The organism is Janthinobacterium sp. B9-8 (assembly GCF_000969645.2).
GTDB lineage: Bacteria > Pseudomonadota > Gammaproteobacteria > Burkholderiales > Chitinibacteraceae > Iodobacter.
Window position 1 is genome coordinate 3,734,992 of record NZ_CP014222.1, and the last position, 14,581, is coordinate 3,749,572.

Sequence of the window (14,581 nt, forward strand, 5' to 3'; positions counted from 1 at the left end):
TCTGTAGATACTAAGCTCAATGAGAGCACAAAGAGCACAGAGAAAAAGTGATCAAGCCTATCGTGCTCTCTGTAGTTCAAGCTTTTGCCAGCTCATTGTTTGCAAACCAATCGCTCAGAAAATCGATCAGCACCCGTAGCTTGGCGGGTTGGGGCAGACGTTGTGGATAAACCAGATACAGTGATTGGGCGGGCAGACTAAACTCGGTCAGTAGCTGCTGCAACTGACCGCTGGCTAAATCCCCGGCAATTAAGTAATAAGGCAAACACACCGCCCCCGCACCATCCAAGGCCAGATTCCTTAGCAAACCATAATCGCTGATTCTTAGCTCCGCCTTGATATCTACTGAGTGCAATTCCTTGCCGCGATTAAAAACCCAGTGGCAGGGATCTCGAAAATGAGAGTTGGCAAGGCAAGGCCAAGTCAGCAAATCACTGGGCGAGACCAGCTCCGGCGAGCTAGCAATACATGTAGGGGAAGCAACAAGGCAAAGCTGCGCCGATACCAAAGGCTTAGACACCAGCCGCTCATGCCCCAAATAGCCAGATCGCACCGCCAGATCATAACCATCGGCCTCTAAATCTCGCGGCTCGCGGCTCACATCCAGCTCTACTTCCAGACGTGGATATTGCTCACGTAGCGCTATTAAAATCTGCGACATAAACACCCCGCCAAAACTGGTTGGCACGGTGATACGCAATAAGCCTGCCACTTCTTCACGCAAAACCAGCACCGCCTGCCGGGCGGCCGAAACCTGCGCCTGCCACGATTGGCAATGCACCAGATAAACCTTGCCCGCCTCGGTGAGATTGAGTTTGCGTGTGGTGCGAAAAAAAAGATCCACGCCAAGCAAATTTTCTAGTTGCGATACCTGCTTGCTGGCATAGGATTTAGAACAGCCCAAAATTTCTGCCGCCCGCGTAAAGCTCCCTTGCTCCGCCACACAGGTAAAGGTATTGGCCCAAATCACTTGCTGACTAATTGTTTCCACTAGGGCAACTCAAAGTTAATTATTAGCTAGATTATCAATGATAAAAGTTTGTTTATGATTCTTTCTGTAAACAAACTTGATCGCGCAAAGCAAAAGCTCCACAACGCGATCCAACTCTTACAGAGATAAACACCATGAAAATTCTTGTTATCGGTGCCAATGGCACAATCGGCAAAGCTGTTGTTGCAGAACTATCATCACGGCACGAAATCATCACCGCAGGCAGAAACAGCGGCGAGTATCGGGTTGATCTAAAAGACGCAGCCAGCATCACGGCTTTGTTTAAAGAAATAGGCAAAGTAGATGCGGTGATCTCAGCGGCAGGGAATGTACACTTTGCCCCGCTGGCCGAATTTAGCGCCGACCATTACGCCATCGGCATTAACGATAAACTGATGGGACAAGTAAACTTGGCGCTGGCCGCACAAGGCGCGTTAAATGACGGCGGCTCCATCACCTTAACCAGCGGCATTTTAAGCAGCGATCCGATTCGCTTTGGCAGCAGCGCCAGCATGGTAAACGCCGCTATCGACGGCTTTGTCCGCTCCGCCGCCATTGAGCTACCGCGCGGCTTACGCATCAACAGCATCAGCCCCACCGTATTACAAGAAGCTCTTGAAAACTACGGCCCCTACTTCCGAGGCTTTGATGCCGTACCCGCAGCAAAAGTAGCGCTGGCCTATAGCAAAAGCGTAGAAGGCGCACAGACTGGGCAGGTTTATACGGTGAATAACTAGCAAGATTTGTAGGATGGGCACAGGGTCGTGCCCACCCTACATTCGTTTTCCTCCGAGGTTCAAGACTTGGGTTTTCTCTCCCTCACACCGCATCCACACTATATCGCTCACCGCCCTGAATTTCAGAAGCGACCAGCCTTGCAATCGCCGCCGCCACATCTGCAGGCGGGCGTAATAGACCTTGCTCCTTACGGGCAATAAATCGGCCTACATCGGGGAATTCTTCTGCTGTGCGCGAGCGGATTTCGGCTTGCATGGCAGTATCCATGACGCCGGGGTCAAAATTAATACAGCTCACCGGATGCGTCATCGTGCTTTGTTCTACCGCCAGCGCCCGAATAAAGTGCTCTAGGCCTGCTTTGCTCGCACAATATAAAGACCAGCTACCATAGCCGCGAATCGCTGCACCGGATGAAACCTGCAGCACGGTTTTACGCGCAGGCAAATCACCAAAATGGCGGATAAACGCTGCAATAATGCGGATCGCCGCATTGAAATTCACATTCAGATTAGTGGCAATGGCCTCATCACTTAAAGTGGCAACCGGAGCCAGCGGACTGAGCATGCCAGCATTATTGATTAGCAGCACCTCTTCCCAAGTTTGGCTCGCTAGCCGAGAAAAATGCGCATCAATCAGATTTGCCGCATTGTCTGCCGCCAGATCAACGCTGATATGACCTGCAAGCTGGCCACTGCGCGAAAACTCGCAGACCTGCCAGCCTTGAGCCTGATACAAGCTGACCAGCGCCGCGCCCAAACCAGCAGATCCGCCGGTGATACAGAGTAATTTCATGTTTTTCCTTAGAGGTTCTGCTGATAACAATGGATAAGCTAGATCTTGAATTACAGAAAATAGGGAGCTCCGAACTTTATGTAGGGCGGGTGAAACCCACGTATTTATTTAATATTGCTCGCGGGTTTCACCCGCCCTACGAATGATGGGGTGCTTGTAAATAATTCGCGACGCTCATCCCTACACTCAAGCGGCCCAATCTCTTGCCCTGCTTGAACAATCAACGGTGTTTTCACACTGGCAGCTGTATATATCCCTTTTGCGGCCAGCCTTGCTTCAATCATCGTTTCACCCGCTTTGAGTAGCGTCACCCAGCCGGTTTTTTCATCCACCGTGGCGATCTCGGGCTGGCTACTGTAATAGCTAATTAGGCCCTGGCTATTGCTGGCAGGAGCTGGGATATAAAACGGCTCGTCATCCAAGGTTTTGCTTATCATCGTCAGCGCCACCAAATCAGGCATAGGCAAGACAGCCTGTTGCTCTGGGCTGAATACAATGTCATCCGTATTTAAAGCGCCAAGCTGGGCGAGTGATAACGAGCTAAGTTGCTCTGGGCTTAGGGCAAGCAATAATTGGGGGGGCAGAGCGGCTAATTGTGGCTGGCTCAATACCGGCAATAATTTCAAAGCAGCCAGCTGAGCAGAGCTCATCGCGGCAATCGCCTTAGGTGGCAAAGATAATAATTGTTCTGCATTGAACAATTCCAGCTCGGCCACAGGCATACGGGCAAATTGCTGTGGAGATATCTTTTGCAGGCCTAAAAGTGTGGGGAAATTTAATCGTTTCACCGAGGCCAGCTTCGCATCACCGCCCAATTCTGCAGCGGCTTTGCTCACCTCTACTTCGATTTGCAGCACCGCACCATCGCTTTGCTGCACATCCAGAATATACACACCAGCTTTGCTAAAGCGAGTCAACATCGCCCTGATTGTGCCCGCCTCAAGCACAAATAACTCGGTCCCACGCTCACGAATCACCGCCTTGCCCTTGCTTTGCAGGGCAATAATTTCCTTTACAGGTAAGAGCAGCAAAATAGATTGCCGATTACTGATATCAATACTCACCCCGCCCGCTGCCACGGTTTTATCTGGAATAGGGCCGCTAAAACCGGTATAGGCCAGCACCGATTGCGGAGAAGGCCGCTGAATGGCATCTGCCAATACAGGTGTAAATGGCTTAGGCCCTGCAAGGTACTGGGCGCAGGTCTGGCTTTTAAAACTACCTCCATTCAGAGGAATGGCATAGCGCAGCACAATATTGCCTTGGGCAATGTCCTGCTCTACCCTGCGGGTGGCAGTTACACTCCATTCGTCTTTGGCAATCCCCACATTAAATAAATGAGTGGATTCACCTCCGTTATAGCCTCCCGTAAGGCGCAGACAATTTGTGAAATACTGGCTGTATTGCACTAAAGATTGCCGCTCTCTTCCCCCCCAGGCTGCACCCGCCGTATTTTGCACACGCTTATAGCCCAAGCCTAAATCGAGCTTGGAAAAATAAGCAGGAGCGAGGCTGATATTGTAAACAGCCCCCTGCCGCCTAGTGTTTGACATGCGTGAATCAAAATCACTACTGACCACATTCTGACTTTCAATACTTGGATCAGCGGCATAGACCGTCATGCCCAGTTCGGAGAAAACATGGCCCCTATCCCAGCTCTTTTTTAAATTCAGCAGATAATTATTCTGCCGCATCTCCTGCTCATCGCTGCCATTAGTCAACTGAAACGTCTTTTGTGCCTGCTGCTGCCCTAAGGAAAGCCTTAAACGCAAATGATCCGACGTACTAAATACGCCAGAGAGCAGCGCTTCTTGAAAACGCTCGCTGACTTCTAAATTAGCGCCCAGCGCAAAGTAATCGCTCAGCGCAAAGCCTCCATCTAAATTTAGCGCTGTTTTATTGGCCTCTGAATAGCCAACAGTCGCACTAAGGCGCTCGGTCGAAGTTTTAAACCCCAAGCTTGCCTTATCCATAGCCCAATTGATTTTACCAAGCGATGTATCCTGAGCATCGGGTAAATCGGGCAAATCTGCGGCATGCAAAGCCGAGAAGCTAAACAGGCTCAGGAAAATTATTCTTTTAGAAAATAGAAACGAATCCACATGCTTCCAGATCATCGGCAAAAAGGCCACCTTTGAATCTAAAGAAAGCCATCTACCTTGTCTTGGTAAAAGTACGATCCCACTTAAAGAAACAATCTCTACCCCTATAAAAAAAGGCCCCTGTATAACAGGAGCCTAGGCAGAGTTAACATACGGCCAGCATTTTCTCTGCCGGATTTGCATCCACTTTCTTATCACTTTGCAGCTGCTTCACAATTCTGGCAGGGTTACCGGTCACTACGCAAAAAGGCGGTACATCTTCGCTTACCACAGCTTGTGTACCGATCACCGCACCTTCACCGATGCTTACGCCTTTTAGAATCGTTGCCCCTGCACCGACCCAAACCCCATTCGCTATTCGCACAGGGGCAGAGCGAATTCTAGCGGCTTCACCCGCCTGGCCACGCCCTAGCAGAGGATGGCCGCTGCTATCCATAATCGTTACCATCGGGCCAAAAATAACATCGTTGCCGATCTCCACCCGCTGATAAGCCAGAATCGCCACGCCCTGCAATACCACCCGATCGCCAATTCTAATCTGCCCAACCGGGCCATCGTTAATTTGCACCGTGCTCAGCTTAACCGGCAAATTATGAAAAGCAGGGATATTTCCCGATTCGATATAACACTGGCTACCAATCACAATACTGCCTGCAAACTGAGCCTCATCGATATCAGACGCTACTAAGCCCGCCTCCAGCAACTCTTTATCAATCACTCTGGTATACGCTAAACGAGGCGTACCAGAGAAATGGGTGCTCAGGCCTATCCTCACCTGATGTTTGAGCAAGTTTTCGGCTACATTTTGAGCGGGGCTAGCTGCCAACTCGGGTGGAATTAAATAAATATTCTGATATTCGCAGGGCATATTATGCCCCCTCGGTTTCAAGTAATTCGGCACGTTTGGTTTTCTTAACCGCATAATCACGATGAATTTTAATCACTTTATTTAAGGAGTATTTTTCATCATTCAAATCCTTGCCATAAAAGCTGGTCGACCAAAGCTGATATTTTTGGTGAATGCGTAAAGCTGCGATTTCTGATTGCTGTTTTTGATCGTCCACTTCTTTTTTGTGTGGCCAATGGAAAGACACCGCTTCGCGCTCCATTGAAAACTGATTGTTATTTAGGTGCAAACGCACGCCTAAATCAACATCTTCACCGCCCCAGCTATTAAATGATTCATCAAATAAGCCCGCTTTCAATAGCTGTGCGCGCTCCGCCGAGGCATGGCAAGTCCAGAAAATATCAAAGGGCGCAGGCCAGTTGCTGATGTTGTCCCCTAGCTCATCGTATTGCTGCTGGCGAATATCATGCGCCCCCATCAAAGACAGACGGCTAATCGTGGCATCGGGCGTTTGGTAATCGATTTGTGAAGACATTTCGGCCAGCAGGCTGTTATCTACTTCAAAGCCATAAACATAGCCAATGATCACCACAGGGAATTCTGATTGGGTATGCACTTTGGCGTGCACTTCCAACGTTTTACTGCCCAGCAAAACGCCTGTATCAATAAAAATAATATATTGCCCTTCAGCAATCGCCGTGCCGATATTGCGCGCCTTACCCGCCCGGAAGCCTTTATCTTCTTGCCAGAAATATTTGATATTAAGCTGCTCAGAAAACGCCTGAACCACCTGCTCGCTATTATCAGAGCCGCCATCATCAACAACAATCACCTCAAACAGCTGCTTATCCAGCGTTTGTAAAACCAAAGATTCGAGGGTATAGCGTAAAAGATCGGCTCGGTTATAGGTGGGGATAACAACACTGATCTGTAGATTAGGCATGGTCTTTCCTTTGACTTCAATTTGATCAAAAAAACCAGCTTGAGTGCGTTTTCTATCATCAAGCCGTGACGCTTCGTTTTACTGATGTGCAGCACAAACGACGGGGATGCGACTACATCAGCAGTGAGTAATGTAAAATTTAATTTCAATCATTTACAATTTAAAGACAATTTAAAGTAAGAATATAACGCTTATTTACTTTATATTGCTTTCAATCAGCTGTAAACAATATGCCAATGTAGTTTTGTAACAGAATATTTTGTAGTATTTGCTGGTTTTACTACAAAGGCATATTCAAAGCGCATAAAATCAGCACAAAGCCATTGTCTGTAGCTTACAAGCAAGAAGAGAGGGAAAAATCTGAAAGAAAAGCCGCTGCAGACTTACCGCAGGCAGAAAAGAGATAAGCAATGGAGAGGAAAAAGAGACACTTCAGGCAGGGCGATACGCAATAGTCACAGCCCTGCCGTTTAAGCAGTACAAACGCTAAGGGATTAATCTTTTAGCTTTAATTTTTGCTATCTAAAACCTGCGCTAAAAGCTTGGTTAAAAAGTTTTTCATCGCAAGCACGCGCTGGCTGGCTTTAAGATCACGGTGATACACCAGCCATAACTCACGCGAAGGCACTACCGATGGGGCATCGAGTTTCACCAGTGTTTCATCAATATCGCCTACATATTCTGGCAACAGGGTAATTCCCAAACCACACCTTACCGCCACATACTGGGTATGCAGGGTATTGCCTTTAATCAGCGGAGCACGATTCTGAGTAATTTGCTTTAGCCATTTCACCATCGGTAAATACGCCCAGCAATCACTCAATTCAATAATAGGCAATGCCTGCCACGGGTCTTGCTTTGGGCCAAGATCTGCCAATAAAGACTTCAGGCAATACGGTGCAAAATGCACATAGCCGACAAAATGGGTGATGTAATCCTGATTATTATCGACCACAATTGAATCGCCATAGCGCAAAGCCACATCGGCCTCACGCCGTGCTAAATTAGCAGGCAATGCGCCCACCAAAAGCTCTACCTGTACTTTGGGATATAAAGCCAGAAACTCCGGCATATGCGGCATGATTAAATAACTGGCTAAAGACTCCGCTGCGGCGAGCCGAATTAAGCCGCTGACCTGATCAACGGATTGCAATTGATCGCTATTTCTTTCTACGGTCAGCATGGCGTTTTCTACTTCAGTCACCCTTGCCAAAATACTCACGCCCTGATCAGTGAGCAAATAGCCTATTTGCTGCCGCAAAAAAAGCTTCACCCCTAAGCGATTTTCTAAAGCGGATATATGCCTGGACACAGTTGATGCGCTGCTACCCAATTTAAGCGCAGCCGCACTTAAGCCGCCTTCACGTGCCACCGCCAAAAAATACTTTAAATCATTCCAATCCAAATCTGCATTTTTCATTTTTAGAAAACTGTTTTCCATTCAAGGCTAAATACATCTTAAGGATCAGCAACAATAATGACGGCAATTTCCAGCTAAAGCCGTACACACCATGCCACACTTGCTGACTTATATACAACTTACATTGACTGTCTTCTTCTGGGGGGCAGTATTTCATATTGGCAAATACGTGGTGCAATTTTTATCACCGATGGTGGTCGGCAGCTGGCGATTTATCATCGCTGGCCTGATTCTATTTATCTTTGTTTCTTTGCGCGAGAAATGGGATATCCAAGCATTACGCAATAATATCCGCCCCTTATTATTTATGTCCGTCATTGGCATTATGGGCGTCAATTTTTCATTATTTTATGGTCTGCAGCTCACATCAGCGATTAACGCGGGATTAATTATGGCGCTTAGCCCCATCCTTACCGCCATACTCACCGCTTTTTTTCAAAAAGAACCGCTGAATCATCAACAAATACTCGCGATGGGATTAAGTTTTTTTGGCGTAGCGATTGTTGTCAGCGGCGGCTCTCTTCAGGCCATCCGCGATTTACATTTTGCCTTAGGCGACGCACTAGTTTTAATTGCCAGCTTTAGCTGGGCTTTATATTCTGCTATTCCTAAACGCTTTGTTCATGGCATTTCCCCCCTGCACACCACAACCGTCACCATTATTGTTGGCGCTATTTTCATGACCGCTATTTCGGCAAGCTTGAGCAGCGATTTTTACACCCTGCCCGCTTGGAATGTTTTGTTGGCCATCGCGACCATGGCCTTTTTTTGTACCGCGCTAGCCTTTGTCTGGTGGAACGAAGGACTGCGTAAAATTGGCCCTGCACAGGGAGCCATCTTTATGAATCTGGCTCCTATTTTCGCCACGCTAATCGCCATTGCTCTAGGCCAAACCCCTAGTTTGCCGCAGTTTATTGGCATGATCCTCATCATCAGCGGTGTGGTTTATAACTCACGCAAGCCCTCCGCCACACCCAAACTATTTAGCCGCACGACCTATCAGCGCGTTAATTCATCGACTCGCTCAGCCTTGCCTGCAAGCGTGGCACCACAAACTGAATAAACGCTTCGTATTTTTTGGGCATAGGTTGCCGGTATGGGAACACCAAAAAATAGGGCTTAGGTGTAGCTAGCCAATCGGGTAGTACAGGCTGCATCAACCCTTGGCGCAAATAGGGGGCTGCGATGATGTTATCCAGGAGTCCCACGCCATATCCTGCCTCCACCGCGCTGGCAATCGCCCCAAAGGTATTGCAAACCAGCGTAGGCCGCAGCTCTACCCTCACCACTTCGCCGTTTTTCTCGAGCTGCCAGCCCATCTGCTCATGCAAGCTCTCGTGGCAAAAAACCCGATGCTGGCGCAGGTCGCTTGGATGCTGCAATTTGGCCGCCTTGGCTAAATACAGCGGCGAGGCATAGAGGCGTTTCTGCGTGAAGCCAAGGGGTCGCGCCACCATACTGTCGTCCAGCACATTGCGCGAATGCAGGCAGAAATCGATACCCCCTTCTGCCATGCCCTGCAGCTTATTTTGTGCCGTCATTTGCACCTGCAAAGAGGGGTAATGAATGGCGAACTCGGCCAGAATCGGTGCCAGTACATATTGCCCGATACCACTCGGGCTGCTGATCAAAAGCGGCCCGGCCAGCTGATCTTGCATACTGCTCACTTCGATTTTGAGGCTTTCCATCAGAACGCGCAGCTGCGCAGCCCGCATCGCCAGCGTTTGCCCCACCTCGGTTAGCGTAACCCTTCTGGTCGTTCGCAAAACCAGTACCGCTCCTAAATCCGCCTCCAGCCGCTTAATACTTTGGCTGACATAGCTCTTGGCACAATTCAACTCATCAGCCGCCGCAGTAAAGCTCCCCAATCTAGCAAGCGCATCAAAAACCAATAAAGCATCGGATGAGGGTATTGTTTTCATAGCAGAACAGTTTGTCTAGTTATCGTGGGTTTATCCAGATAATGAATCAAAATACACTCCAATTACAAATTTAAAAAGCAAATTGGAGATACCATGAAAGCACTACTCAGCAAACTACTAGATAAGCCAATAGCATTCTGTGATGCCCGTCTTGGCGGGCCAGCCTTCTATTCTGAAGTTGAATTAGACGAAGGCCTTGAGCTACGCCTGCGCAAAGCAGCGCTTGTTGCAGCGGCCAAGATTGAGGAGTGGCGATGGCGATGTAGGGAGCGGTTTTAAAGAGTGCCTATGTTAAAACCGCAAACCCATCAATTAAACGTTAAAACACGAACATCGGCCAAGGCCGGTGTTATTTATTGCAAGGTTACAGAGGGGTAAGCAAGATGCTTTATCTTGCCCCCCGAACTACCTCTCACTAAAAATTGAAGTTCTGCGTAGGCACATACCTATCCTGTCGCCTGATTAAACCGTAAAAAACCGCTCCTGCATCTCATCCAAGCCCAGCTCTGCCAACACGGCGGTAAGGCGTTCGGCGGGTTTGCGGCGGGGCAGGGTTTTATACTGGGCGATAATCAGCTCATTTTTCATCGAATGCTCCCAGCCTACCAATTCAGTCACCGTTACTTGGTAGCCATGCGCTTCCAATTGCAGGCAGCGCAATACATTGGTGATTTGGCTGCCAAATTCACGGGTATGAATCGGGTGACGCCAGATTTCTGCCAGCGGATTCTTTAGCGATTTAGCCTTGTTTTTACGCAACACGGTAGCGACTTCGGCTTGGCAACAGGGCACCAGCACCATAAATTTGGCTTTCTTTTTAAGCGCAAAAGCAATGGCATCGTCGGTGGCGGTATTACAGGCATGCAGTGCTGTTACCACATCAATTGTTTCTGGCAAGAGATCAGAATCAGTTGATTCGGCCACCGATAAATTCAGAAAAGACATACCGGGAAAGTTAAGGCGCTGGGCCAGCTCTTGCGACTTTTTAACCAGCTCATCACGGGTTTCAATGCCGTAAATATGGCCGGAGCCCGGCTTATCTTTAAAGAATAAATCATAAAGAATAAAGCCCAGATAAGACTTACCCGCGCCGTGGTCAACCAAGGTGACTTCGGGGTGCTCCGCCTGTACTTCTTTTAGCAGCGGCTCAATAAACTGATAGAGGTGATAAACCTGCTTGAGTTTGCGGCGGCTATCTTGATTAAGCTTGCCGTCGCGGGTCAGGATATGCAGTTCTTTAAGTAGCTCGACCGACTGGCCGGGCTTGATTTCGTGATGTTCTGTCATAAATGCGTCCAATGGCTGAGCTTGCAGCAAGGCGCAATTCTACCCCTTCTGGGGCGATCAGTTAAAACCAGCCGCTAATATCACCAAAAATCACCCCAAGCAGCAGCATAGCAACCGTTCAGCGATGAAAAACAAATCACGCAAAAAAATAGACTAAAACGCACATAGTAAGCAAAAAAGCAAAATAACCATTAACAAACTGACACGATAATTTGTAAACAAATAAATATTGCATCCTCATGAACGATATTTTGCAGCAAGTTTCAGAGCATAGGCATCCACATGGCGGGTAAATAATAGACACAATTAATTATTTTTCTTTGGTCGCTACAGCAAGCCGTTGGCTGAAACTCGCCCCAACAATATGGCATAAAACTGTGCTTATCCCTCTCTATACAAGGACTTTAAGATGAAAGCATTCCAATTGATTCACCCCTTCGGCTTATCGCTTATGCTGGCTTGCGCCCTGACTTATGCCTCTGATGATCATGACGGCTCCGTAAAATCCGAGCCTTATGCCGTTGGTAAAACAATGAGCAAGGCAATACAAGCCGGCATTACACCGAGTGCTGCTCTGGATATTTTAAAAGCGGGTAATCAGCGTTTTGCCAGCAATAAATCAATCAAACGTAATTATAAAAAACAAGTGATGCAAACAGGCTTGGGGCAGTATCCCTTTGCCAGCGTAGTTTCATGCATTGATTCTCGCTCCGCTCCAGAATTGGTATTTGATCAGGGAATTGGTGATTTATTTACCGCCCGTGTGGCTGGTAATACCGTGAACGAAGATATCTTAGGCAGCCTAGAATACGCAGCTAAAGCAGCTGGCTCACGCGTGATTGTTGTGCTGGGGCATAGCCAGTGCGGCGCAATCAAGGGGGCTTGTGATGATGTAAAACTGGGCAACTTAACAAGCTTGCTCGAAAAGCTAAAACCCGCAGTAGACGCCACTAAAACAGACGGCGAGCGCAACTCTAAAAACCATAAGTTTGTGCAAAAAGTGGCCGATGAAAATGTGCATCTCACGGTGCAGAAAATTCGCGATATGAGCCCGATTCTGAAAGAAATGGAAGAACAAGGCAAAATCAAAATTGTTGGTGCAATGTATGACATAAGCACCGGTAAAGTAGATTGGTAATATGCTTAACCATTGATATCTTATTGATTTAAAAGATGGGGGGAGGCCACTTTGGCACTCCCCTTATTTTATTTCTACGCTTAGCTCCGTAATCTGAAAAGATCCTCCTCGCAATTACCCACCAGATAACGCTACCGTTCAGGGCCAAAATTTACATATCCTCATGAAAAACAAGCAATTTTTTGATTGGCAATGCGTAAATCTGCGACAATGCGCGATTAGTATTGCTCATCAAAGCCATGAATCCCGCTCCTACTGCTATTTCTACCCTGCCCGCAGGTGTTTTCCCCCGTAAACCCGCCCCTTTCCTGCCTATGAGCCGTGCCGAAATGGACCTGCTCGGCTGGGATGAGTGCGACATTATTCTGGTAACGGGCGATGCTTATATCGATCACCCCAGCTTTGGGATGGCCTTGATTGGCCGCCTGCTAGAAGCGCAGGGGCTGCGGGTTGGGATTATTTGTCAGCCAGACTGGTTATCTGCTGACGAATTTAAAACGCTGGGTAAGCCAAAACTCTTTTTTGGCGTGACTGCGGGCAATATGGATTCGATGATTAACCGCTACACCGCAGATAAAAAGCCACGCTCCGACGATGCCTATACCGCGGGAGGCATGGGCGGTAAGCGGCCAGATCGCGCTGTTACCGTTTATTCTCAGCGCTGCCGTGAGGCTTATCCCGGCGTGCAGATTATGATAGGCGGGATTGAAGCGAGCTTGCGCAGGATTGCTCAGTACGATTACTGGAGCGATAAAGTGCGCCAATCAGCGCTGATTTATTCCAAAGCCGATATTCTTTTATTTGGTAATGCCGAACGCGCGCTGGTCGAAGTCGCCCAGCGCTCAGCTGCGGGCGAAAAACTCAAAGACATGCGAGATATTCGCGGCACTGCCTTTATGACGCCGCAGGGCTGGCTGCCCGAAGGCTGGGCGGAGCTGGATTCCACCACGGTAGATACCCCAGGGCGCATCGATAAACATATCGACCCTTATGAAATGCTGCCGGAAAAGTCTGAAAAAGATATCACTCCCGCCAGCGACACCAAGGCGATTCGCCTGATCAGCAAGGCAGAGCGCATCGCCGCCAAGCAGGCTGATCGGCAGCACACGGTGATCCGTATTCCGGCCTATGAAGCTGTGGCTTTTGATCCGGTGCTCTACGCCCACGCCAGCCGCACCCTGCATCTGGAATCTAACCCCGGCAATGCTCGGGCAATGGTGCAGCAGCATGGTTCTCGCGATGTATGGATTAACCCACCGCCAATCCCGCTGAGCACGCCAGAGATGGATTATATTTTTGGCCAGTATTACGCCCGCAACCCGCATCCAAGCTATGGCAAAGCACATATCCCGGCTTGGGAAATGATCCGCTTTTCGATCAATATCATGCGTGGCTGTTTTGGCGGCTGTACTTTCTGCTCGATTACCGAGCACGAAGGCCGGATTATCCAAAGCCGCTCGGAAGAATCCATCCTGCAAGAAATCGTCGATATCCGCGATAAAACCAGCGGTTTTAAAGGCCATATTTCTGATCTGGGCGGCCCGACTGCGAATATGTATCGCTTATCGTGCAAAGACCCCAAAATCGAATCATCCTGTAGACGCTTAAGCTGCGTGTATCCGGGTATTTGCGAAAATCTAAACACAGATCATGCGCCGCTGATTCAGTTGTATAAAAAAGCGCGCAAGATTGAAGGCGTAAAGCGCATCACCATAGGCTCGGGCGTGCGTTACGATATTGCGGTGGAATCGCCTGAGTATGTTAAAGAGCTCGCGACACACCATGTGTCAGGTTATTTAAAAATTGCCCCAGAGCACACCGAAGAAGGGCCTTTATCTAAGATGATGAAGCCCGGCATTGGCACGTTTGAACGCTTTCGCGAGATGTTTGATTATTACTCTGAGCAAGCGGGTAAAAAGCAGAGTCTTATCCCTTACTTTATTGCAGCCCACCCCGGCACTAGCGATGAAGATATGCTCAACCTTGCGCTATGGCTGAAGAAAAACGACTTCCAGCCAGATCAGGTACAAGCCTTTACGCCTACACCGATGGCAATGGCCACCACCATGTGGCATACCCGCCGTAATCCTTTAAGAAAGCTGGCGAGAAGCTCGGAAAAAGTAGATGTCATCCGAGATGGGCATCGCCGCAAGGTTCACAAAGCCTTCTTGCGCTATCACGATTCAGATAACTGGCCTATCCTGCGCGAAGCACTGATTGCCATGGGGCGTGCGGATCTAATCGGCAACACGCCTAGGCATCTAATCCCCGCGCAACAACCCGGCGAGAAGTTTGTGCACGAAAAAAACAATGTCGTGGTTCGCCGCACAGATAAGCCCAAAGGCAAAAAAACCTTCGGCAGAAGCCGTGATGCGGCGGCTCAGGGCTCTAAAAAATAAAA

13 protein-coding genes are annotated in these 14,581 nt (G+C 48.6%); 5 read left to right on the forward strand and 8 right to left on the reverse strand.

What is annotated here, in order from left to right:
* Positions 1-76: 76 nt before the first annotated feature.
* Positions 77-991 carry a LysR family transcriptional regulator gene (locus VN23_RS16870; protein ID WP_052746795.1) on the reverse strand — a complete coding sequence of 305 codons (915 nt, stop codon included), beginning with the start codon at positions 989-991 and terminating at the stop codon, positions 77-79.
* Positions 992-1,125: 134 nt separating this feature from the next.
* Between VN23_RS16870 and VN23_RS16875 the strand changes: the two genes are divergently transcribed.
* On the forward strand, positions 1,126-1,728 hold the full coding sequence (locus VN23_RS16875) for a short chain dehydrogenase (protein WP_046353622.1): 603 nt from the start codon (positions 1,126-1,128) through the stop codon (positions 1,726-1,728).
* Between the two features lie 82 nt (positions 1,729-1,810).
* Here VN23_RS16875 and VN23_RS16880 read toward each other — a convergent pair whose 3' ends face one another.
* The 5 genes from VN23_RS16880 to VN23_RS16900 form a co-directional block, all read right to left on the reverse strand.
* Complete coding sequence (locus VN23_RS16880; RefSeq protein ID WP_046353623.1) at positions 1,811-2,521, reverse strand: SDR family NAD(P)-dependent oxidoreductase; 711 nt, start codon at positions 2,519-2,521, stop codon at positions 1,811-1,813.
* Positions 2,522-2,625: 104 nt separating this feature from the next.
* Positions 2,626-4,638, reverse strand: coding sequence for an Ig-like domain-containing protein (locus tag VN23_RS16885; RefSeq protein ID WP_156455219.1), 2,013 nt, complete (start codon positions 4,636-4,638; stop codon positions 2,626-2,628).
* Between the two features lie 130 nt (positions 4,639-4,768).
* Positions 4,769-5,491 (reverse strand): acyltransferase, encoded by a 723-nt coding sequence (locus VN23_RS16890; protein WP_046353625.1) that lies wholly within the window; start codon positions 5,489-5,491, stop codon positions 4,769-4,771.
* Between the two features lies 1 nt (position 5,492).
* The gene (locus VN23_RS16895) at positions 5,493-6,413 is read right to left on the reverse strand and encodes a glycosyltransferase (protein ID WP_046353626.1); all 921 of its coding nucleotides are present in this window, start codon (positions 6,411-6,413) and stop codon (positions 5,493-5,495) included.
* A 508-nt stretch (positions 6,414-6,921) separates the two neighbouring features.
* Positions 6,922-7,833: a LysR family transcriptional regulator gene (locus tag VN23_RS16900; RefSeq protein ID WP_046353627.1), complete on the reverse strand. Its 912-nt coding sequence runs from the start codon at positions 7,831-7,833 to the stop codon at positions 6,922-6,924.
* A 91-nt stretch (positions 7,834-7,924) separates the two neighbouring features.
* Here VN23_RS16900 and VN23_RS16905 point away from each other — a divergent pair, with 91 nt between their 5' ends.
* Positions 7,925-8,896, forward strand: coding sequence for a DMT family transporter (locus tag VN23_RS16905; protein WP_046353628.1), 972 nt, complete (start codon positions 7,925-7,927; stop codon positions 8,894-8,896).
* Here the strand turns inward: VN23_RS16905 and VN23_RS16910 are convergent.
* Positions 8,841-9,755, reverse strand: coding sequence for a LysR family transcriptional regulator (locus VN23_RS16910; RefSeq protein ID WP_046353629.1), 915 nt, complete (start codon positions 9,753-9,755; stop codon positions 8,841-8,843). The genes VN23_RS16905 and VN23_RS16910 overlap by 56 nt on opposite strands.
* Before the next feature lie 93 nt (positions 9,756-9,848).
* On the opposite strand from VN23_RS16910, the gene VN23_RS16915 reads away from it, so the two are divergent.
* Positions 9,849-10,034: a hypothetical protein gene (locus VN23_RS16915; protein WP_046353630.1), complete on the forward strand. Its 186-nt coding sequence runs from the start codon at positions 9,849-9,851 to the stop codon at positions 10,032-10,034.
* 183 nt (positions 10,035-10,217) lie between these two features.
* Here VN23_RS16915 and VN23_RS16920 read toward each other — a convergent pair whose 3' ends face one another.
* Entirely contained in the window at positions 10,218-11,042 is an 825-nt protein-coding gene (locus tag VN23_RS16920) for a class I SAM-dependent methyltransferase (RefSeq protein ID WP_082752821.1), read from the reverse strand.
* A 409-nt stretch (positions 11,043-11,451) separates the two neighbouring features.
* Between VN23_RS16920 and VN23_RS16925 the strand changes: the two genes are divergently transcribed.
* Together VN23_RS16925 and VN23_RS16930 are read left to right on the forward strand one after the other, a co-directional pair.
* Positions 11,452-12,180 carry a carbonic anhydrase family protein gene (locus tag VN23_RS16925; RefSeq protein ID WP_197432941.1) on the forward strand — a complete coding sequence of 243 codons (729 nt, stop codon included), beginning with the start codon at positions 11,452-11,454 and terminating at the stop codon, positions 12,178-12,180.
* A gap of 314 nt (positions 12,181-12,494) precedes the next feature.
* A complete protein-coding gene (locus VN23_RS16930) occupies positions 12,495-14,579 on the forward strand; it encodes a YgiQ family radical SAM protein (RefSeq protein ID WP_231743444.1) in 2,085 nt (694 codons plus the stop codon).
* Positions 14,580-14,581 lie beyond the last annotated feature (2 nt).